Source organism: Petrimonas mucosa, from assembly GCF_900095795.1.
GTDB classification, from domain to species: domain Bacteria; phylum Bacteroidota; class Bacteroidia; order Bacteroidales; family Dysgonomonadaceae; genus Petrimonas; species Petrimonas mucosa.
Genome location: NZ_LT608328.1, coordinates 723,984 through 744,974, shown reverse-complemented (window position 1 = coordinate 744,974; position 20,991 = coordinate 723,984). Strand labels below are relative to the sequence as shown.

The following is a 20,991-nucleotide window of genomic DNA, read 5'->3' as shown; positions in this document are numbered from 1 at the left end:
CCATGAACAGGATATTGATGGCGGGAATCATTCTGGTCGCCCTTCTGTCGGGATGTTCCGACAGGAAAGGTACAGAGGATGCTCCGCAAAAGGAAAAACGACCTGCCGCCTTTGCTTCAGACGGGGAGCTGCTCGACTTCATCCAGCAAACCCACCTCAACTACATGTGGGAGGGAGCCGAACCCACCTCGGGACTTGCGCCCGAACGGATCCATATGGACGGAATCTACCCTGAGAATGATGCGGATGTGGTGACCACCGGCGGCAGCGGATTCGGTTTGGCCGGATTGGTTGTAGGTATCGACCGGGGATTCATCCCGAGAGAAGAGGGGGTAGCCCGGTTGCACCGGATTGCCGATTACCTGGCGGCGGCAGACCGGTTCCACGGTGTCTGGCCGCACTGGCTAGTCGGCCCTACCGGGAAGGTGAAGCCCTTCAGTCCGAAAGACAATGGTGGAGATCTGGTGGAGACCGCTTTCCTGGTACAGGGGCTGCTTATCGTACGGGAGTATTTCAAGGACGGCAACGAACAGGAGCAGGCACTGGCCGACAAGATCGACACCCTCTGGCGTGAGGTGGAGTGGGACTGGTACCTCAACGGGAAGGATGTGCTCTACTGGCACTGGAGTCCCGACTACGGCTGGGAGATGAACTTTCCGCTGGAGGGATACAACGAGTGTCTGATTACCTATATCCTGGCCGCCTCATCCCCCACCCACCCCATTCCGGCAACGGCCTACCATAACGGCTGGGCACGTGGCGGCAACATCCGGAGCAGCAGCATCGCCTATGGATATCCACTGATTCTCAAGCACAACGGTGCGGAGGAGTATGGTGGTCCCCTCTTCTGGGCACACTACTCCTACATCGGACTCAATCCGAAGGGGTTGAGCGACCAGTATGCCGACTACTGGGAGCTGAACCGGAACCAGACACTTGTCAACTACGCCTATTGCGTACAAAATCCCAAGGGATTCAAGGGGTATGGCGACAACTGTTGGGGACTCACCGCCAGTTATTCGGTGGAGGGCTACTCCGCTCACATGCCGATGATGAACGACCTGGGGGTGATCACCCCCACGGCAGCCCTCTCCAGTTTTCCCTACACGCCCGACGAATCGATGAAGGCACTGAAACATTTCTATTTCGAACTGGGGGAGACCATCTGGGGGAAATATGGGTTTTACGATGCCTTCAGCATTGAAAGGGATTGGTACCCCAAACGGTACCTGGCCATCGACCAGCTCACCATCGCCCCGATGATCGAGAACCGGCGCAGCGGGTTGCCCTGGCAACTCTTCATGGGTGCCCCCGAGATCAGGGAAGGGCTGGGCAGACTCGGTTTTAACGGATATCAAACTCAGGAGTAAATCACCATTAATCGGACGATCCATGAAAAGGATAATCTTCTCAATGGCGGGTGGACTCGCGGCGATCCTATTCGCCGCCTGCGGGTCACATCCGACGGGAGCTGCCGGCAACGGCGGCTGGAAAAGTTACAGCGGCGACAGAGAGGTGGAACGGCGGGTAGATTCGGTGTTGAAACTGATGACCCTGGAGGAGAAAATCGGACAGCTTACCCAGTTCTCGGCCAACTGGTCCATCACCGGACCGGTCATGTCGGACGACTTCCAGCCATACCTGGAACAGGGGCTGGTGGGCAGTATCTTCAACGCCACATCGGTAGAGGGAATCCGCCGCATGCAGCAGGTGGCGGTAGAATCTTCCCGGCTGGGCATCCCCATCCTCTTCGGTCAGGATGTGATCCATGGCTACAGGACCATCTTCCCCATCCCGCTGGCTGAAGCCTGCTCGTGGGACCTGGAGATGATGCGCCGAACAGCGGAGATCGCCGCCATCGAGGCAGCTTCCGACGGCATCAACTGGACTTTCGCCCCGATGGTGGATATCGCCCGCGACGCCCGTTGGGGACGGGTGATGGAGGGAGCCGGTGAGGATCCCTACCTCGGCAGCAAGGTGGCCGAGGCACGTGTTATCGGCTTCCAGGGAGGAGGAGACGGGAAGGCGCTGGGCGAACTGCAGACAGTGCTGGCCACCGGCAAGCATCTGGCAGCCTACGGTGCTGCTGAATCGGGGCGGGACTACAATACCGCCGAACTCTCCGAACATACCCTGCGGAACGTCTATCTCCCGCCCTACGAAGCAGCGGCAAAAGCCGGCGTTGCCACCTTCATGGCCTCCTTCAACGATATCAACGGCGTGCCGGCCACGGCCAACCGCTGGCTCCTTACAGAGATCCTGCGCGGGGAGTGGGGCTTCAACGGTTTTGTGGTGAGCGACTACACCGGCATCAATGAACTGGTGCCACACGGCGTGGCTGAAGAGGAGAAACATGCTGCCGAGCTGGCGCTAAACGCCGGCGTGGATATGGACATGACCGGTGCCACCTATATCAAATACCTGAAGCAATCGGTCGAAGAGGGAAAAGTCTCTGAAAAAAACATAGACAACGCGGCCCGCCGGATCCTGGAGATGAAGTTCCTGCTGGGACTCTTCTACGATCCCTACCGTTACCTCGACGAGGAGCGGGCAAAGCGGAACACGCTGACGCCGGAGTTTCTGGAGACGGCCCGCAAGGCGGTGGCTGCTTCGGTTGTCCTGCTCAAGAACGACAACGGGGTACTCCCGATCGGCCGGGAGCGGGCGGTCACCCTCGCCCTGGTGGGTCCGCTGATGAACGATTCGGTCAATCTGAACGGCGAGTGGGCCGGGCTGGCCGACCGCAACAAGAGTATCCCCATCCTCCAGGGATTGACCGAGAAATATCGGGGGAGCAGTGTCAGGCTGCTCTACGCGGAGGGGGCAAGTCTCACCGAGACCTCACCTGCAAAGATTGCCGAAGCAGTAGCAGCCGCACGGCGGGCAGATATTGTGATCGCCGCAGTGGGCGAGAGTTATCACTGGTCGGGTGAGGCAGCCGTGCGAACCGATATCCGGTTGCCGGAGGCCCAGCGGCAGCTGCTGGAGGCCCTCAAGGCGACAGGCAAGCCGATTGTCCTGGTCAACCTGAGCGGCCGCCCACTCGACCTCTCCCGGGAGGATGAGACGATGGATGCGATCCTGCAGGCCTGGTTCCCCGGCACCCAGGGCGGACATGGCATCGCCGACGTGATTGCCGGCGACTACAACCCCTCGGCCCGGCTGGCCATCTCCTTTCCCCGCAATATAGGACAACTGCCCATCTACTACAACCGGAAGAGTACCGGCCGGCCGGTGGACCTGAACGATGAGCGGGTCGACTACAGGTCGAGCTACCTCGACTGCTCCATCACCCCTCTCTATCCTTTCGGTTACGGACTCAGCTACACCACCTTTACCATCAGCGACGTGAAACTCGACAAACCCTCCATGAAGGCGGAGGGCGACCGGATCACCGTGACGGCAACCGTCGCCAACAGCGGCGACCGGGAGGGAGAGATGGTGGTGCAACTCTACGTACGCGACCTGATAGGAAGCACCACCCGGCCGGTGAAGGAGCTGAAAGGGTTCCGGAAGGTGCCGTTGAAGGCGGGAGAGAGCAGGGAGGTCACCTTTGAAATCAACTCCGACGACCTGGCCTTCTACGGCAGCGACATGCGAAAGAAGTGCGAGCCTGGAGAGTTCAAGCTCTGGGTAGCCCAAAGTTCAGACGACAACGGCCTGGAGGCCCAATTTTCGGTGGAGTAATATAGCTTTTAATATATCTTTAATTGTCCATGTAAATGATTTCACTATTTTTGTAGGTTACAAAGTAAAGATCATGGACGATAAATATCAGGAGATCCAACCTGAAGAGATCAATGGTGCCAACCGGGGAACATTGATGGATACACTGGGTATCCGTTTTACCCACCTCTCCCCCGGCCGGTCAGAAGCCATAATGACGGTTACCAGAAACGTTTGCCAGCCGTTCGGCCTGCTCCATGGAGGGGCTTCGCTGGCCCTTGCGGAATCGGTGGCGGGACAGGGTTCACTAATCCTTTGCAGTCCCGACGAAGCAGCTGCGGGCGTTCAGGTTAGCGGTAACCATGTCTCGCCGGCGCGTGAAGGAGATCGGGTGAAGGCAGTAGGGACCCTCATCCATCAGGGGCGCTCCACACACATCTGGAACGTGGATATCTTTACATCGGCAGGGGGACTGGTCTCAACCGTCCGTGTGGTGAACACCATAATCAAAAGACGATGATTGGAGAGGAGAAATCCCTGACGCTGGACAGATTGATTGAACGGGATGCCTGCTTTGCAATCTACCGGCTGCCCGGTGAACCGACACCCCGGTTTGTAATGCAGGGCGACCGGCATCCGTTGTTGCTGAACGACATCGGAGCGTTGAACCGACAGCAGGGGTTCGTGATGGCGCCTTTCAGGGTAACCGACTCATCTCCCCTTATCCTGATCCGGCCCGACTTTACAGATCTTGACAATGTAACGATTCCATCGGCGGGAGAAAATGGGGTCAAACCGGTGGAAAAAGATGCAAAGAGATACAGGAGAGCCGACTACAACCTGCTTTTTCATCGTTTTCACAAACCGCTACTCTCCGGTGAGATTGAAAAGCTGGTGCTCTCAAGAAACAAGAGAATAGAACGGGAGGAGACCTTCTCTCCCGGCAAGAGTTTTTTCAAGGCTGCCGAAAAATATCCCCGCTCTTTCGTCTACCTGCTTCACACACCGCAGAGCGGGACCTGGCTGGGAAGTACCCCCGAGATTCTGCTGGCAGGTTCACACAACAACTGGCAAACCATATCGCTGGCAGGGACACGGTATCCCAACTCGGGAAACGTGTCGTGGGACGACAAGAACCTCCGTGAACAGCATCTTGTTACCTCCTATATCCTGAAACAGTTGACATCCTTCCATATCTCCCCGGAGATTAACGGACCCTATACCATCAAGGCGGGTGCCCTGGCTCATCTGAGAACCGACTTCAGTTTTTCCCTGCCAGACAAGGCGGTGATCGGCTCCCTGCTCAAGGCGCTCCACCCTACTCCGGCCGTCTCAGGCCTTCCCAAGGAGCAGGCTTTCCAGTTCATCACGGAACACGAGGGGTACGACCGGCGCTACTACACCGGGTTCCTGGGCATGCTGGATCCGTCGGCTGAAACAACCCTCTACGTCAACCTCAGGTGTATGCAGATAGGAAAGAACCACCTTACACTCTATGCAGGCAGCGGATTGCTCGCCTCCTCCACCTGCAGGGAGGAGTGGAAGGAGACCGAACAGAAGCTCAAGACAATGGCAAGCATCGTAAAATAGAAAGGAAATGTATTCTGACAAGAAGAGCGTATTATTATTGCTGGCGCTGCTCAAGGCGCATGGTGTCACCTCGGTCGTGCTCTCCCCCGGTTCACGCAACAGCCCGTTGATCCACTCCTTTGTCGCGGACGGCGACTTTACCTGCTATAGCGTGGTAGATGAACGAAGTGCCGGCTTCTTTGCCCTGGGGGTGATCATGGCACAACGAAAGCCGGTGGCGGTCTGTTGCACCTCTGGTACCGCAGCACTCAACCTGGGTCCGGCCGTAGCAGAGGCCTATTATCAGCAGCTGCCACTGCTGGTGATCACAGCCGACCGCCCACAGGCCTGGATCGGGCAGATGGATGGGCAAACCATTCCACAGGCGGGAATGTATGGTCCACTGGTTCGCCGCTCGGTACAGCTTCCGGAGGTGAAGGACGAGGAAGAGGAGTGGCACTGCAACCGGCTGATCAACGAAGCGATCCTGAGCCTGGGCTGCAATGGTTCTTCCGCTCCTGCACACATCAATATACCCCTTTCCGAACCGCTCTTCACCTTTACGGCTGAAGAACTCCCGAAGGCAAGGGTGATCCGGCAGCCACAACCGGAGTTACGGCTTTCGGCAGATCAGCAGGAAGAGTATCTGGACCGTTTTGCCGGCTACTCCCGGAAAATGGTGATTGTAGGGCAGTTGCCACCCGGCCACGGGCTTACGCATGTGCTGCAACATCTGGCCGAACAGCAGCACGTTGTGGTACTGGCCGACCGGCTCGCCAACCTTCCCGCGGGGCCGACCGCCCGCTACGATGCACTGCTGCGAACCGGTAACCGGGAGGAAGAGCAGGAACTGGTACCCGAACTGGTGATCACGCTGGGGGGCCACATTACCTCCAAAAGCCTGAAGCAGTTTATCCGCAAAGCTCCTCTTCGGGAACTCTGGCACCTCTCCCCATCTGGAGAGGTGACCGACACCTTCCGGCGGCTGACCGATATTGTCCGTTGCGATCCGGCACATTTTCTGCAACGGTTGGCATCAATGGCCCCTCAAGGAGCGTGTACCCAATTCCTGGAGTCGTGGAAGAGTCATGTTGCAAGGATCAGCGCGCCAGAGCCGGCCTATTCCGATCTCTTTGCGGCAAAAAGGTTTCTTGAGCAGCTTCCCGTGGGGGCAGCCCTCCACCTGGCCAACAGCAGTTCGGTCTATCTGGCTCAACTGTTCGACCTCCCTGCCGGCGTGCAGCTCTTCTGCAACCGGGGCACCAACGGAATTGAGGGGTCACTCTCAACGGCAGTAGGCTACGCAGCCGTATCGGAAGAGCCCACCTTCCTGCTGACGGGCGACCTCAGCTTCTTCTACGACATGAACAGCCTCTGGAACCAACACCTCTCCCCCCGACTCCGCATCCTGTTGAACAACAACGGGGGAGGCGGCATCTTCCACACCTTGCCGGGACTCGACCGGTCGGCAACAGGTGACCGGTACGTGGCGGCGGCACATACTACCGAAGCCCGCATATGGGCAGAGCAGATGGGATTCCGGGTGTTGACCGCACACAACGAAGAAGAGCTGGAGCAACATTTGCCTCTCCTGATGAACAGTGAAGGGGATAGACCTGTTTTACTGGAAGTGTTCACTTCGATGGAAGAGAACAGCCGGCAGATCGCCACTTATTACCAACAACTCAAATTGAATAGAATATGACAAAAAGAGAATGGAGACCAATCAAGGAGTATGAAGATATCCTGTTTGATTTTTATAACGGTATCGCCCGCATAACCATCAACCGCCCACGTTACCGCAACGCTTTCACCCCGACAACCACCTCCGAGATGAGTGACGCCCTGCGTCTCTGCCGCGAAATGGAAGAGGTGAGCGTGGTGGTGCTCACCGGTGCCGGCGACAAGGCATTCTGCTCGGGTGGCGACCAGAACGTGAAGGGCAAGGGTGGATATATCGGCAAGGATGGCGTCCCGCGCCTTAACGTGCTGGATGTCCAGAAGCAGATCCGCTCCATCCCCAAACCGGTAATCGCCATGGTAAACGGTTACGCTATCGGCGGCGGCCATGTGCTCCACGTGGTTTGTGACCTTACCATCGCCTCCGATAACGCCATTTTCGGCCAGACAGGCCCCCGCGTGGGCAGCTTCGACGCCGGCTTCGGCTCCTCCTACCTCGCCCGCATCGTGGGTCAGAAAAAGGCCCGCGAGATCTGGTTCCTCTGCCGTCAGTACAACGCACAGGAGGCGCTCGAGATGGGACTGGTAAACAGGGTGGTGCCTTTCGACCGACTCGAGGATGAGGTGGTGGAGTGGGCCGAGACCATGATGCAACATAGCCCGCTGGCATTGAGAATGATCAAGGCAGGCCTCAACGCAGAGCTCGACGGTCAGGCTGGCATTCAGGAGCTGGCAGGCGATGCCACCATGCTCTACTACCTCACCGAGGAGGCACAGGAGGGAAAAGCGGCCTTCCTGGAAAAACGGAAGCCCGACTTCAAGAAATTTCCCAAACTGCCCTAAGCCAACAACCCTATGTTCACGATCGGGATCACTCCTCACAAGCTCCGCTTCAAGAAGCCGGCCGGGACCTCCCGCGGCATCTATCACGAGCACCGGGTTTGGTATGTCGTGTTGCAAGACGCGGAGGATCCGGCGCATATCGGCATCGGCGAGTCTGCTCCATTGCCCGGTCTGAGCAGCGACCATGGCGACCGCTATGAGGAGCGGCTCCGCCACTTCTGTCGCCTTGTCGAAGAGCAGCAACAACTGGATACCGAACTGCTGCGGCCCTATCCCTCTATCCTCTTCGGGCTGGAGAGTGCGATGCGACACTACCGGCAACGTTCATGGCAACTTTGGGAGACCCCTTTCAGCCGGGGCGAAGAGGGACTTCCCATCAATGGACTGGTCTGGATGGGCAGTTTCGACAACATGAGACAGCAGGCCGAGAATCTGCTGCAAAGGGGATTCCGCTGTATCAAGCTGAAGATCGGGGCAATCAGTTTCGAAGAGGAGCTGGAACTGCTGCACTTTATCCGTAGAAGCCATCCGGAGATAACCCTCCGGGTAGATGCCAACGGAGCCTTTTCACCCGAAAATAGTGAAGCGATACTTCACCGGCTGGCCAAACTGGATATCCACTCCATTGAACAGCCCGTCAAAGCCGGCCAGCATGGAGTGATGGCCAGGATCTGCAAAGCATCACCGCTGCCCGTGGCACTCGACGAGGAGCTTATCGGCATCTGTCGGCCGGACGAAAAAAGGCAACTGCTGGAGACGATCCGTCCTCACTATATCGTATTGAAGCCCACGCTGCACGGTGGCATCACCGGATGCAGCGAATGGATAGCACTGGCCGGCGAGCTGGGTATCGGCTGGTGGATCACCTCCGCCCTGGAGTCAAATATCGGACTCAACAGCATCGCACAGTGGTGTGCCACCCTCGACAATCGGCTGCACCAGGGACTCGGTACCGGCTCTCTCTACCTGAACAATATTCCCCTTCCTCTGGAAGTGAGGGAGGAGAATCTGTGGTTTAACCCCTCGGGATCTTTTCCCGATAGTAGCCTGATGCTGCATGGAACAGATCACGATTGAGGATATCTGTTATCAACGGGAAGCCTTTCTGGCCGAAACCTTGCCCCCGTTTGCCGGAGTGTCGCTCTTCCATCGCCGGCTGGCCCTCTTCCTGAAGGAGTGGTACTCCCCCTCCCCACTGCTTACCCTCAATACATCAGGCTCCACCGGCAGACCGAAAACGATCACCGTACGCAAGGAGCAGATGTTGCAGAGTGCTGCGATCACCTGTGAGTTTCTGGAGCTGACAGCAGGCATGACCGCCCTGTTGTGCCTGCCCCTGGAGTATATTGCAGGGAAGATGATGGCGGTACGGGCCATTTATGGGGGACTCAACCTGCTGGTGACGGAACCGTCGGGATATCCATTATCGGATATCTGCCGGCAGACGGAGTTTGCCGCCATGGTTCCATTACAGGTCCACAACTCCCTAGGCAGGGAGGAGGAGCGGGTTCGGTTAAGCAGGATCGGCAGGCTGATCATTGGAGGCGGGGCTGTCGATTCACAGCTGGAAGAGGCACTGAGAGCATTTCCCAATCCCATCTACTCCACCTATGGAATGACCGAAACGGTATCGCATATTGCGCTGCGCAGGATCAACGGCAAGGAGGCCAGCGACCGGTATACCCCCCTGCCGGGTGTCGGTGTAACGCTGTCTGAAACGGGCACCCTGGTTATCAATGCTCCACGCATATCAGACAGACCGGTCATCACCAACGATATTGCCGAGATGGGTCCTGACGGCACCTTCCGTATCCTGGGGCGAAGCGACAATGTGATCAACAGCGGAGGCATCAAGATACAGATCGAAGCGGTGGAGGAGCTGTTAAGGCCACACATCGGCACTGCTTATGCAGTCACTTCAGTGCCCGATCCGAGACTGGGCGAGGCGATGGTATTGCTTGTCACCTCCCCGTCGGAGACCTCGACGGTGAAGGATATCTGTGCCCGCCATCTTCAGCGCCGGCAACAACCACGGCACATTTTCACGGTGGAGAAGATTCCCCAGACAGGCAACGGTAAAACCGACCGGGCTGCGGCAAAGAAGATGGCAACCCTATTGTCGCTCTCTTCCCTTGCCGGGAGATCGGCGCAATGAGAACTTTTTCCTTCCAAGCCCCTCATCCTTTTGCCGGGGAAACTTATCATCCTTCCCGTATGAACGTTTCACGCCCTTTGTCTTATCGCCGAAAGAGCGTTTTTGCGGAAGAGATTTCCCGTCACCTGCACTCTTCGAACGCCGGTATCCCTCCCTTGAATTCCGTTCGTAGTGATCGGGAGCTACACGCTCCTCCCTCTCGCGAGGTTCAGCCTTTACAATATGCTCGCTCCGTTTTCCCGAGAAGATCTCATATTCGCGCATCTCACATTCCAACGCTCCGTTAAACAGGAAAAACCGCCTGGAATGTTTCAGTCCGATACTGTCGAAGCACTCTTTCCGATAGCTCAGTATATAGGCCCTATATCCGGTAAAGAGATGCTTCAACCGCTCACCGATCATGCCGTACAGCTCCGTAAGCTCATCCACCTTTATCCGTTCGCCGTAGGGAGGATTTGTAATCAGTACACCCTTCTGGTCCGGCGCCTCGGAATATTGCTGAAGAGACTGTACGCTCAGGTCGATATACTTCTTCAGCCCGGCATTCCGGATATTTTTCTCGGCAATTGCGATCGCTTTTGGCGAAATGTCGGAACCTACGATCCGGTAGCGGAACTCGCGGGAACCACTGTCGTCGTTATAGATATCACTGAAAAGCTCCTTGTCGAAATCGCCCCACTTCTCGAACCCGAAGCGTTGCCGGTGAATTCCCGGCGGGATCCCGAGAGCGATCATCGCCGCCTCGATCAGCAGTGTGCCCGACCCGCACATGGGGTCGACAAAGGTGGATTCTCCACGCCAGCCCGATTTCAGGATCATGCCCGCAGCCAACACCTCGTTAAGCGGCGCTTCGGTCTGTGCCACCCTGTAACCCCGCTTGTGGAGCGACTCGCCCGAACTGTCGAGCGACAACGTACACTTGTTATGAGCGATATGGATATTGAAGACCAGATCGGGATTGGTCACACTCACCGAAGGCCGTTTTTCATACTTTTCATTAAACCAGTCGACAATGGCATCCTTCACCTTGTAGGCCACAAACTTGGAGTGGGTGAAAATATGGGAAAAGACAACCGCATCTACCGAAAAGGTCTTGTCGAGCGACAGGTAATCTTCCCAATCGAGCTGTTTCAGGGCATCGTACACCTCGGTCGCATTTTCAGCCTTGAAGCTGTAGATCGGCTTCAATATCCGCAATGCCGTACGGCAATGGACGTTTGCCTTGTACATCAGGGCCTTGTCGCCAGTAAAGGAGACCATCCTTGTTCCTATTTCCACATCGTTGGCTCCCAGGGCGATCAGCTCCTCGGCCAGGACATCCTCGAGTGACGCCAGGGTTTTGGCGATCATGGGATAATTTTCCGATTGAATCATTCTTCTGTTTCCAAATAAATTAGCAGAAACGGTTTTAAACATCAAAGCACGACCTTGATCTTTGCCCCTTTTCCTTCGTTCTTAAATGCATCTAATGCGGTCACTACATAGGTATACCGGTTGCGTCCCCCTTCGTAGGGCAAGAGGTAGAAGTTGTCCGATGTCACCGCCACAATCTTCTCTGCCCGACTGATATCGATCTTCTCGCCGGCATCGAACCGATAGATCACGAACTCTCTTGCCGCTTCAGGATTGTTTGGATCTTTCCGCTCTTCCCAGGTTAGGAAGTGCATATCCTCGGTAAACACCTGAGCCAGCCGCTTCACCTTGCCGGGAGCTCCCTGGTGCAGATGGGTATAGGGCGGGATAAGCGCCTTGGCACGGTGGGCACCCCTCTTAAGCTGATCGGCAACCCCTCCGGTATTCTCCAGGATCTGGTAGCCGTACCAGTAGCAGTTACCCTGCACAAACGGCATCTCCCGCGATTGGCGGATCTTGACATCCAGTTCATTCCTCTTCATGCTGCGCTCCAGATCCTGTCCGATGTAAAGCGGCTGCCCGAAGTTATTATCGTTCCACCATCTCAGCAGTGTGGTGTAATCTGCCCGATCATGTCCGATCTCCCAATAGAGCTGGGGAAGGTTGTAATCGATCCATCCCTTTTCCACCCATAGCTTGATGTCGGCATAGAGGTCGCTATAATTCTCCAATCCGTTGGTGTCGCTTCCGGAACCGTCGGGGGTGTTGCGCTTGTTACGGTAGATGCCGAAAGGACTTATGCCGAAACGGACCCACGGCTTTGTTCCGGCAATGGTATACTTGAGCTGCCGTATCAGCAGGTTGACATTGTTGCGTCTCCAGTCGTCCCGTTGTCCGGGTGAGAAACCTTGAGATGCAGCGTATGCATTGAAACTTCCATCATCCGGAAACGGAGTTCCGGCAATGGGATAGGGATAAAAATAGTCGTCCATGTGAATCGCATCCACATCATAGCGGGAGACGATATCGCGTACCACCTCGCAGATAAAACTGCGGTTTTCGGGTAAACCCGGATCAAAAAAAAGCTGGTTTCCGTATTGAACGAACCTTTCGGGATATTTCCAGTAGATATGACCGGGGGCAAGCTGGCTGCTGATGTTTGATTTCACCCGGTAGGGGTTAAGCCAGGCATGCAGCTCCATTCCTCGCTTGTGGCACTCCGCGATAAGGAAAGCCAGCGGATCGAAATCGGGATCATCGGGCGCTTTGCCCTGTATTCCGGTCATGAAACGGCTCCAGGGTTCAAGATTCGATTTGTAGAAAGCGTCCGCTTCGGGACGGACCTGGAATATCAACGCATTGATACCGGCTTCGTCGAACTTACGTACCATCTCGGAGAGATAGTGCTTCATGGCCGCACTGTTCATCTGCTGATAGCGTGACTGACCGACGGTCTGTACCCAGACCCCCCTGAATTCACGCTTGGGAAACGGATCCACGCCACGGGTGACAGGCTGCCTTGACACACCGCAGCCAAACATCAGGATTGTCGTGAAAAGGGTCGCGGCAATCCTGAGAAACTTGCCTGTAATCATCGATAAGGATATAACTGAATCAAATGGTCGCTTCATCGTCTCACTTAAAAATTGGAAGGGACAAACAGGGAGTCGTCGCTCTCGAGCAGTCCCCTCATCGTTCTCTGTTTGGGATAGATAACTATGCGGCTGTGGTGAGGAAAACGCTCCTCGAGTCGGGTAGGCAGATTATCCAGAATGGACATGTGCGAAAGATATCCCTGGTGAGCCGAGACAAAAATAATCATATCTCCCTCCCTGATATGGTCGCCGCACGAGAGTGGATCGTGCCAATCGACAAACGTCTTGAAAGAGAAGAGGCTACCGCTATTCTTTTTGGCTGCGATCACAGCCTGTGTATCGGGATGTCCGAGGTGGAGGATGGGCACCGAAAGCTCCTTCGACAACTCCACCACTTTTTGAAGCCAGAGATCGAATCCGATCTCCCGTTCTACAAGCGGAGGTGAAACCACCACAATGCGCTTATGGGTGAAGAGTTCGTGCTCGATATGACAGATAAACATGTTCCTGTCGATATTCTTGATAATAAGATCTACCTTGTCGCCCAGCAGCTTTTCCAACATTCCGGTCTTTCCCGGCCAGCCCAGGATCACGATATCGCACATCAACTCACGTGCAGTACGTACAATCCCGCTGGCAGCGTTGTGGTCGATGGTGGTGACAATATCAACGTCGATATCGGCGGCCACGGCATTCTGCACAAACTCCTCGAGCTGTTTCCGGAAGCTGACAATGTTCTTCTCTGCCTCCTCGTTATTGGGAACCACACCCAGCAACGAGACCGAATTCACCGACTGCCGGTCTTTCATCAATAAGGCCAGTTCAACGTGGTGTCCGATGTTTGAGGGATTGGCAATGGGAACCAGGATCTTCTCCTGTGCAAAGGCTCCCAGATCGGAATCTGACAACGGAGCATTCTCCTGACTGATGGCAAGCTCTTTTGCCGACTTCTGGGTGACAAGCGAGGCAACGATGCAGGTAAGCAGAATCAGAATAATCGTCCCGTTCAGGATATATTCATCCAGGATACCGGCATTGTACCCGACGATAATGACCGCAATGGTAGCCGCGGCATGGGAGCTGCTCAATCCGAAGATGATATTCCGCTGTATTGCCGAGTACTTGAAAATCACCTGGGTGAAGAAGGCTGCAACCCATTTCCCGGCAATGGCCGTAACAGTAAGTGTCAAAGCGATCAACAGGGTGGCAGGTCCGTCAAAAACTACCGACACATCCACCAACATGCCGACTGAAATCAGAAAGATGGGAATGAAGAGGGAGTTACCGAAAAATTCGATCCGGTTCATCAATGCCGAAGAGTGCGGAATCAACCTGTTGAGGGCCAAACCTGCCGCAAATGCACCAATAATCGGCTCAATCCCGCCGAGCTCCGCCAGAAAACCGCAGAAAAAGACCACAAACAGCACAAAGATATAGTGCAGGTACTTCTCCCCTTCGGCTTGCTGGAAAAACCACCTGGTGATCCGCGGAATAAGCAGAAAAACAATAGATGAGAAGGCGACCAGCGATATCAGCAACCTCACTAAAAACGCGAGATCCAGCCCCCCGTCATTTCCGGAGAGGACCAGCGCAAGAATGATCAGTACGGCCGTATCGGTCAGGATGGTACCTCCAACCGTAATGGCTACGGCCTGGTTCTTGGCAACCCCCATCCTGCTGACGATGGGGTATGTAACCAGCGTGTGTGTGGCGAACATGCTGGCGGTAAGAAAACTGGCACTCAGGTCATATCCCAGCAGGTAGTAACAAACCGGGAATCCTACCGAGAGGGGGAGGATAAAGGTAAAGAGACCAAAAACGAGACTTTTGTTCTTGTTGGAGATAAATTCATTCAGGTCGAGTTCCAGTCCGGCAATAAACATGATGTAGAGCAGGCCGATGGTAGAAAACATCGACACGCCCTGATGGTTGTTGTCGACAAGATTCAGCCCGAACGGACCAATGATCACCCCGGCCACAATCAGTCCGATGATGCTCGGCACATTGAAACGTTTCAATAGAAGCGGGGCAAGCAAGACTATTGCCAATAACACCGCAAAAATTAGAACGGGATTGGTGAACGGCAATGCAAACTCATGCGTCATATCCGAAAAAAAATCGTTCATCGTGGTGTCATGCTGATTTTTCCAACGTTCGTGATCTGCAAAAATAGGGAAAATATTTCTGAATATTGATTAACTCCCCTTTTTTGTCGCTAATAAAGTCTTTATATTTGCAGGTTGAATTCCAATTTATGAGCAACGAAAAACAGATAGAACTCAAGGGGGTGCGAGTCAACAACCTCAAAAACATCGATGTGGTTATCCCCCGGAACAGGTTCACCGTCATCACGGGTCTCTCCGGATCCGGAAAATCATCCCTGGCATTCGATACGTTATATGCCGAAGGTCAACGCAGGTATGTGGAGAGCCTTTCGGCCTATGCCCGCCAGTTTCTCGGCCGGATGAACAAACCAGAGTGCGACTTTATCAAAGGAATTCCACCTGCCATTGCCATCGAGCAGAAGGTGAATACCCGAAATCCCCGTTCGACGGTTGGCACATCCACCGAGATTTATGAATACCTCCGGTTGCTTTATGCCCGGATAGGGAAAACCATCTCGCCCGTTTCCGGCAATGAGGTGAAAAAACATACCGTCAGCGATGTGATCGCCAAGATGCTGGAGTACCGGGAAGGTACACGGATGGCCGTACTGTCACCCATCCAGTTGCGAAACGGAAGAACATTGCCCGAGCAACTGGATATCCTGATGAAGGAGGGTTTTTCGAGGGTCGATGTGGGCGACACCTTTTACCGGATCGACGAAGTACTGGCTCAGGAGAAAATGCCGGATGTACGGGATATCCTGCTGGTTATCGACCGGTTATCCTGTTCGGGCGACAAGTCGGTCATCAACCGGCTCTCCGACTCGGTGGAGACGGCCTTTATCGAGGGAAGAGGCGAATGCATCATCCGGTTCTGGACTCAGGAGGGGATTGAAAGCTTCACCTTCTCAAACCGTTTCGAGGCAGACGGCATCACCTTCGAAGAGCCGTCGGAGCTGATGTTCAACTTCAACAGTCCCGTGGGAGCCTGCCCCAAATGCGAGGGGTTCGGGAAAGTGATCGGTATCGACGAGAACCTGGTTATTCCCGACAAAAGCCTTTCGGTTCAGGAAGAGTGCGTTCAATGCTGGAAGGGAGAAAAGATGGGCGAGTGGAAGAGAGAGTTTGTATTCAACGCCTATAAAGCCGATTTTCCCATCCATCGTCCATACTTCGAACTGAGCGATGAAGAGAAAGATATTTTGTGGAACGGGCGGCACGACCTCGGTATCTACGGGATCAACGATTTTTTCCAGATGCTGGAGGAGAACCTCTACAAGATCCAGTACCGGGTGATGCTGGCACGATATCGGGGAAAGACCAGCTGCCCCGTCTGCAAGGGTGCCCGGTTGAAAAAGGAGGCTGTATACGTGAAGATGGGAGGCAAGAGCATCAACGAACTGGTTCTTATGCCCATCACGGAGTTGAAGCTCTTCTTCGACGACCTTGTGCTCGACGAGACCGACGCAGCCATCGCCCAACGGCTGCTCACCGAGATCAACAACCGGATCCGCTTCCTGATCGATGTCGGGCTGGGATATCTGACGTTGAACCGTTTATCCAACACCCTTTCGGGCGGTGAGAGTCAGCGGATCAACCTCGCGTCATCGCTGGGCAGCAGCCTGGTGGGCTCGCTCTACATCCTGGATGAACCGAGCATCGGACTCCATTCGCGCGACACCCACCTGCTGATCAAGGTCTTGCGGCAGTTGCAGCAACTGGGCAATACTGTTGTCGTGGTTGAACACGATGAGGAAATTATCCGGGCGGCCGACTACATCATCGACATCGGTCCCGAAGCAGGACGAAACGGCGGAAGGATCATGTATCAGGGCAACCTCTCCGAGCTCGAGAAAAAAAGCAACAGTTACACCGTGAAGTACCTGACTGGCGAAGAGAAGATCGAGGTGCCGAAGCAGCGCCGGAGGTGGAACAGCTACATCGAGGTGAAGGGTGCCCGGCAGAATAACCTGAAGAATATCGACGTGAAGTTCCCGCTGCATGTCATGACCGTGGTCACGGGTGTCAGCGGTTCGGGAAAATCGTCGCTGGTGAATGATGTGCTGAGCAACGCCTTGCACAACCACTACAAGGGGACTGCATTGGAACAGGCCGAATTCAACTCCCTTTCCGGCGATCTGAAGCTGGTCAGCTCGGTGGAGTTTGTCGACCAGAACCCGATCGGAAGATCCACCCGCTCCAACCCGGTTACCTACATCAAGGCGTACGACGAGATCCGCAAGCTCTTCGCCTCCCAGCCGCTTGCCAAGCAGATGGGATACACCCCGGCACATTTTTCCTTCAATGTGGAAGGCGGCAGATGCGACGAGTGCAAAGGCGAAGGCACCATTACCGTGGAGATGCAGTTTATGGCCGATATTCGTCTGGAATGCGAGTCGTGTCACGGCAAACGTTTTTCAGCCGAGGTCCTGGATGTGGAGTACAAGGGGCTCAATATCCACGATGTGCTGGAGATGACCGTCAATCAGGCCATCGAGTTTTTTGGAGCACAGAAGGGAACCACCGAAAAGAAGATCACCAAAAGATTACAACCGCTGCAGGACGTCGGGCTCGGATACATCAAGCTGGGGCAATCTTCATCGACACTGTCGGGCGGAGAAAACCAGCGGGTGAAGCTGGCCTACTACCTGGGTGAGGAGAAGTCGTCTCCCACTCTCTTCATTTTTGACGAGCCGACCACCGGACTCCATTTTCACGACATCAAAACGCTGCTGAAGGCGTTCAATGCACTTATCGAACGGGGACATACGGTCATCATCATCGAACACAACATGGATGTGATCAAGTGTGCCGACCATATCATCGACATTGGCCCTGAAGGGGGGAAAGCGGGCGGTTACATCGTATGTGAAGGAACACCTGAGCAGGTGGCGATGTGCAAGGAGTCGCACACCGGCAGGTTCCTGAAGGAGAAGCTGAGCTGATCCTCTACAGGTTCCTGGCCACCCAATAGAGCAGGATGAGAGAAACCACAATGATCGCGGCCCGTTTACCGAAAAGGAGTCTCGCCAACCCGGGAAACCGTCTATTGCCGTTGAAAAAGGCCAGGTAACCACCGAGCAACAGATAGGGTAGGAGGAAGAGAATCAGCCCATTTTCCGAAAATGCACTGCTCAGTTCCAGGTGAAAGAGATGATGTAGCGCACGTTGCGTGCCACACCCGGGACACTCATATCCGGTGACCACCAGGAAAAGGCAGCGGGGAAAAACCGCCGCCTCCTCCGGGTCGAAACGGTAGAGCAGAAAAGCGGCTGCCGCCAGCAGCAGGCTAACGACAGCTCCAATAACCGGATTAAATTTCGTATCCCGATCCACTGAACACATCGGTTATGCCGGACATCGACACACCAAAAGCGATAATGAGGATGACGGCAACAATCCAGAGAATCACCCAGGCAATCCCGATCCACATGGCAATCTTTGTCCATTTTTCCGCCTGATTGGAGGCCTCCAGCGAACCGGCATAGTCACCGCGGAGATAAAGGGATTCCACTTTCGAAGCATTCACAATCCCGATAATCCCCAATAGACTGAAGATACAGCTGCAGAGCAGAAACGGAAGGATGGTTGCCAAGATCGACTCGATCAGCCAGGACTTGGGCATCGGCTGTTGCGGCGACGGGGCGGATCCGTAACCGGGCCTCACCGCTGGCGGTGTCACCGGTTGCGGCGAATAGAAATCCCTACTCTCTTCAAACAGCAGACTCAGTTCGGGTATATCCGCAGCACGTGTCCATTCGCTCATTCCCTGCGTCCACACCAGCGTCTCCTTTTTGATATTTTCACTCTTCAACTCCTCCGGAGTGAACGTGCCTTTCTGTTTTCCTTCGCTGTCAATGTAAAAGTAACGGTTCATAATGGTAATAATCTTTTATTTGTAATCTTCAGGCGTGATATGTATTGTTTTCACTACGTTTCCTACAGAATCGGTATAAATGTAATCAATCCGGACATCATTTACCGTGAAAATCCTCAGGTCGGGGTTCAACCTGAATGCCTCCCTGATATTGGTCCGGGTCTGTTCTTCAACCGCCTCCATCAGCGATTGTGGATCATCGGTATTCAACAGCCGGTACCGGTACTGAAATAGATTCTCCTCCGTCACGTCAGCTCCCAGGAACAACGTATGGTTGTCGAGCTGAACCGGGGCGGTACTGTTCATATTTTCAGCCATTTTCACCAGTTGCCGGTGCAACTTGTCACCACCGGAACATTGAATAAACAACAGGGGGAATATCAGCAACGGAAAGAGGATGAGCTTGCTCTTCATAATGTAAAATCTTGAAACAAAATTAAAAAAGTTTGTGGAGGGTAGAAAATATTTTGCTACTATTTTACATCGGGAGTGGATGAATCCTGAAATAATTTTGGCAGGATATCTCGCGACACCCTGCCAAACATGTTAACCTTAAATCTAATACTATTATGAAAAAACCACGTTGCAAATTTATAAAAATAAAACAAAAACACCCAAATATTTTCAATAAAAAATCAATAAAGAATATTTGCTTACAATTTGTCAACAATTCGGATCAGATTGCTGGCAATCCCATTCCGGTTATCTTCCGGTAGAGATCGAGCGCATAGATATCTGTCATTCCCGATACATAATCAACGATCGCCTGTATCCGGGAGTAGAGATCGTCCGCTTCTGGCTCATATTGCTCGGGGATCCTCCCCAGTAGCAATTGGGAATAGGTGTGCGTGGGATTCTGTATGGCATCGGAGAGCTTTTCAAGCAGAAAACCGATGATCCGGTATCCGGCCAGTTCAATATCCAAGACATCTTTCGAAGAGTAGATATTGGCGACTGCAAAGTCGGAACATTGCCGGTATGCCTGTTGCGCGTTTTCGGAGATACTTTTTATCAAGGTTCCATTGAATTCGCCCGACAGGATCGCCTCTTCATGCTTCATAAAGGCTTCTGAACATTCGTTTACCAGCAATCCGATAACACTAGAACGCAGATAGGCGATCTGCTCGTTGAGATCGCTCACGAAATTGAGGTTGTCGAATCTCCGTTGCCGCTTCTCCCCTTCAAAGAAATCGAGAAAAAGATCTTTCGCCTTATCGGTAGAGATCAGTCGCAACTTGTGGGCATCTTCAATATCCATGATCTGGTAACAGATATCATCGGCCGCCTCAACCAGATAGACCAGCGGGTGGCGCGCATACCTGACCGGTGCATCATTGAGGCAGGGTATTCCCAGCTCATCTGCTATCGACCGGTAATCGGCCTCTTCCGAAGCAAAAAAACCGAACTTGTTTTTACCTCCGCTCAACTGCGACGAATAGGGATACTTCACTATGGATGCTAGGGTAGAATAGGTCAATGCAAAGCCGCCCTTGCGACGCCCCTTGAACTGATGCATCAACAGCCGGACAGCATTGGCATTCCCCTCGAAACAGGTAAAATCGCTCCATCTGCCCCCTTCCCGCTCCACCTGCTCCCGCAGCACCGATCCTCTCCCCTCTGAGAAAAAGGTGGAGATCGCCTTCTCTCCCGAGTGTCCGAATGGGGGATTGCCCAGATCGTGAGCCAGGCAGGCAGCAGAGACAATGGCTCCCATCTCTTCGAAATGGGCCGGTGAATCGGGATATCTTTTACGGAGCGCCCGAGCGGTATTCTCCCCCAGCGAGCGCCCGACACTAGAGACCTCAAGACTGTGTGTCAGCCTGTTATGCACAAAAACACTCCCGGGCAGCGGAAAGACCTGTGTTTTGTTCTGCAATCGCCGGAAGGGCGACGAAAAGATCAACCGGTCATAGTCACGCTGATATTCCGTCCTGTCGTGTCTTTTTTCGGATCGGTAGGCCTCCATTCCGAAACGTACCGAAGACAACAATCGTTCCCAATTCATCTTACAACTCCTACTTTTCTCGCAAAGATAAGACAAAGTTTCTTAGCAGCCCATTGGCTTCTCCACTCCCAAAGCAAAAATTAACTTCAAAGAGCACCATTATTTTCTCAAATAGCCTTAAATTTGTACCTCAATTTCTGAAA

General features: G+C 54.2%; 15 protein-coding genes and 1 pseudogene. 9 read left to right on the top strand and 7 right to left on the bottom strand.

Annotation, left to right across the window (positions count from 1 at the left end; translation table 11 throughout):
- Positions 1 to 2: 2 nt before the first annotated feature.
- From ING2E5A_RS02940 to ING2E5A_RS02905, 8 genes and pseudogenes are all read left to right on the top strand, one after another.
- Positions 3 to 1,370: a glucoamylase family protein gene (locus ING2E5A_RS02940; protein ID WP_071136120.1), complete on the top strand. Its 1,368-nt coding sequence runs from the start codon at positions 3 to 5 to the stop codon at positions 1,368 to 1,370.
- Between the two features lie 22 nt (positions 1,371 to 1,392).
- Positions 1,393 to 3,687, top strand: coding sequence for a glycoside hydrolase family 3 N-terminal domain-containing protein (locus tag ING2E5A_RS02935; protein ID WP_071136119.1), 2,295 nt, complete (start codon positions 1,393 to 1,395; stop codon positions 3,685 to 3,687).
- 124 nt (positions 3,688 to 3,811) lie between these two features.
- A pseudogene (locus ING2E5A_RS02930) lies at positions 3,812 to 4,186 on the top strand (PaaI family thioesterase); the annotation flags it as partial.
- Positions 4,183 to 5,256, top strand: a complete 1,074-nt coding sequence (locus tag ING2E5A_RS02925) for an isochorismate synthase (protein WP_071136117.1) — start codon at positions 4,183 to 4,185, stop codon at positions 5,254 to 5,256. The pseudogene ING2E5A_RS02930 and the gene ING2E5A_RS02925, both read left to right, overlap by 4 nt.
- A gap of 7 nt (positions 5,257 to 5,263) precedes the next feature.
- On the top strand, positions 5,264 to 6,940 hold the full coding sequence (gene menD / locus ING2E5A_RS02920; RefSeq protein ID WP_071136116.1) for a 2-succinyl-5-enolpyruvyl-6-hydroxy-3-cyclohexene-1-carboxylic-acid synthase: 1,677 nt from the start codon (positions 5,264 to 5,266) through the stop codon (positions 6,938 to 6,940).
- Entirely contained in the window at positions 6,937 to 7,758 is an 822-nt protein-coding gene (gene menB, locus ING2E5A_RS02915) for a 1,4-dihydroxy-2-naphthoyl-CoA synthase (RefSeq protein WP_071136115.1), read from the top strand. The genes menD and menB overlap by 4 nt, the downstream gene beginning before the upstream one ends.
- A 12-nt stretch (positions 7,759 to 7,770) precedes the next feature.
- Positions 7,771 to 8,835 (top strand): o-succinylbenzoate synthase, encoded by a 1,065-nt coding sequence (locus tag ING2E5A_RS02910; RefSeq protein ID WP_071136114.1) that lies wholly within the window; start codon positions 7,771 to 7,773, stop codon positions 8,833 to 8,835.
- Positions 8,816 to 9,913: an AMP-binding protein gene (locus tag ING2E5A_RS02905; protein ID WP_071136113.1), complete on the top strand. Its 1,098-nt coding sequence runs from the start codon at positions 8,816 to 8,818 to the stop codon at positions 9,911 to 9,913. The genes ING2E5A_RS02910 and ING2E5A_RS02905 overlap by 20 nt, the downstream gene beginning before the upstream one ends.
- Here ING2E5A_RS02905 and ING2E5A_RS02900 read toward each other — a convergent pair.
- Genes ING2E5A_RS02900 through ING2E5A_RS02890 form a run of 3 tightly spaced genes read right to left on the bottom strand, consistent with a single transcriptional unit; the run spans position 9,872 to position 14,987 of the window.
- Positions 9,872 to 11,287, bottom strand: coding sequence for a THUMP domain-containing class I SAM-dependent RNA methyltransferase (locus ING2E5A_RS02900; RefSeq protein ID WP_231960426.1), 1,416 nt, complete (start codon positions 11,285 to 11,287; stop codon positions 9,872 to 9,874). The two genes, ING2E5A_RS02905 and ING2E5A_RS02900, sit on opposite strands and share 42 nt — an antisense overlap.
- A 41-nt stretch (positions 11,288 to 11,328) precedes the next feature.
- Positions 11,329 to 12,861: a glycoside hydrolase family 10 protein gene (locus ING2E5A_RS02895; RefSeq protein WP_071136112.1), complete on the bottom strand. Its 1,533-nt coding sequence runs from the start codon at positions 12,859 to 12,861 to the stop codon at positions 11,329 to 11,331.
- 44 nt (positions 12,862 to 12,905) lie between these two features.
- Complete coding sequence (locus ING2E5A_RS02890) at positions 12,906 to 14,987, bottom strand: cation:proton antiporter (protein ID WP_071136111.1); 2,082 nt, start codon at positions 14,985 to 14,987, stop codon at positions 12,906 to 12,908.
- A gap of 128 nt (positions 14,988 to 15,115) precedes the next feature.
- Here ING2E5A_RS02890 and uvrA point away from each other — a divergent pair, with 128 nt between their 5' ends.
- Positions 15,116 to 17,911: an excinuclease ABC subunit UvrA gene (gene uvrA, locus ING2E5A_RS02885; RefSeq protein ID WP_071136110.1), complete on the top strand. Its 2,796-nt coding sequence runs from the start codon at positions 15,116 to 15,118 to the stop codon at positions 17,909 to 17,911.
- A 4-nt stretch (positions 17,912 to 17,915) separates the two neighbouring features.
- Here the strand turns inward: uvrA and ING2E5A_RS02880 are convergent, their stop codons facing one another.
- From ING2E5A_RS02880 to dgt, 4 genes are all read right to left on the bottom strand, one after another.
- Entirely contained in the window at positions 17,916 to 18,311 is a 396-nt protein-coding gene (locus tag ING2E5A_RS02880) for a DUF2752 domain-containing protein (protein WP_071136109.1), read from the bottom strand.
- The gene (locus ING2E5A_RS02875) at positions 18,280 to 18,843 is read right to left on the bottom strand and encodes a GYF domain-containing protein (protein WP_071136108.1); all 564 of its coding nucleotides are present in this window, start codon (positions 18,841 to 18,843) and stop codon (positions 18,280 to 18,282) included. The genes ING2E5A_RS02880 and ING2E5A_RS02875 overlap by 32 nt, the downstream gene beginning before the upstream one ends.
- A gap of 15 nt (positions 18,844 to 18,858) precedes the next feature.
- Positions 18,859 to 19,257 (bottom strand): hypothetical protein, encoded by a 399-nt coding sequence (locus ING2E5A_RS02870; protein ID WP_071136107.1) that lies wholly within the window; start codon positions 19,255 to 19,257, stop codon positions 18,859 to 18,861.
- Between the two features lie 262 nt (positions 19,258 to 19,519).
- On the bottom strand, positions 19,520 to 20,848 hold the full coding sequence (gene dgt / locus ING2E5A_RS02865) for a dGTP triphosphohydrolase (protein WP_071136106.1): 1,329 nt from the start codon (positions 20,846 to 20,848) through the stop codon (positions 19,520 to 19,522).
- Positions 20,849 to 20,991: the final 143 nt, after the last annotated feature.

What these genes read in the sequence shown, in the direction of transcription:
- ING2E5A_RS02940 (WP_071136120.1), top strand. Translation starts at nt 3, where the DNA reads ATGAACAGGATATTGATGGCGGGAATCATTCTGGTCGCCCTTCTGTCG.
- ING2E5A_RS02935 (WP_071136119.1), top strand. Translation starts at nt 1,393, where the DNA reads ATGAAAAGGATAATCTTCTCAATGGCGGGTGGACTCGCGGCGATCCTA.
- ING2E5A_RS02925 (WP_071136117.1), top strand. Translation starts at nt 4,183, where the DNA reads ATGATTGGAGAGGAGAAATCCCTGACGCTGGACAGATTGATTGAACGG.
- menD (WP_071136116.1), top strand. Translation starts at nt 5,264, where the DNA reads ATGTATTCTGACAAGAAGAGCGTATTATTATTGCTGGCGCTGCTCAAG.
- menB (WP_071136115.1), top strand. Translation starts at nt 6,937, where the DNA reads ATGACAAAAAGAGAATGGAGACCAATCAAGGAGTATGAAGATATCCTG.
- ING2E5A_RS02910 (WP_071136114.1), top strand. Translation starts at nt 7,771, where the DNA reads ATGTTCACGATCGGGATCACTCCTCACAAGCTCCGCTTCAAGAAGCCG.
- ING2E5A_RS02905 (WP_071136113.1), top strand. Translation starts at nt 8,816, where the DNA reads ATGGAACAGATCACGATTGAGGATATCTGTTATCAACGGGAAGCCTTT.
- ING2E5A_RS02900 (WP_231960426.1), bottom strand. Translation starts at nt 11,287, where the DNA reads ATGATTCAATCGGAAAATTATCCCATGATCGCCAAAACCCTGGCGTCA.
- ING2E5A_RS02895 (WP_071136112.1), bottom strand. Translation starts at nt 12,861, where the DNA reads ATGATTACAGGCAAGTTTCTCAGGATTGCCGCGACCCTTTTCACGACA.
- ING2E5A_RS02890 (WP_071136111.1), bottom strand. Translation starts at nt 14,987, where the DNA reads ATGAACGATTTTTTTTCGGATATGACGCATGAGTTTGCATTGCCGTTC.
- uvrA (WP_071136110.1), top strand. Translation starts at nt 15,116, where the DNA reads ATGAGCAACGAAAAACAGATAGAACTCAAGGGGGTGCGAGTCAACAAC.
- ING2E5A_RS02880 (WP_071136109.1), bottom strand. Translation starts at nt 18,311, where the DNA reads ATGTGTTCAGTGGATCGGGATACGAAATTTAATCCGGTTATTGGAGCT.
- ING2E5A_RS02875 (WP_071136108.1), bottom strand. Translation starts at nt 18,843, where the DNA reads ATGAACCGTTACTTTTACATTGACAGCGAAGGAAAACAGAAAGGCACG.
- ING2E5A_RS02870 (WP_071136107.1), bottom strand. Translation starts at nt 19,257, where the DNA reads ATGAAGAGCAAGCTCATCCTCTTTCCGTTGCTGATATTCCCCCTGTTG.
- dgt (WP_071136106.1), bottom strand. Translation starts at nt 20,848, where the DNA reads ATGAATTGGGAACGATTGTTGTCTTCGGTACGTTTCGGAATGGAGGCC.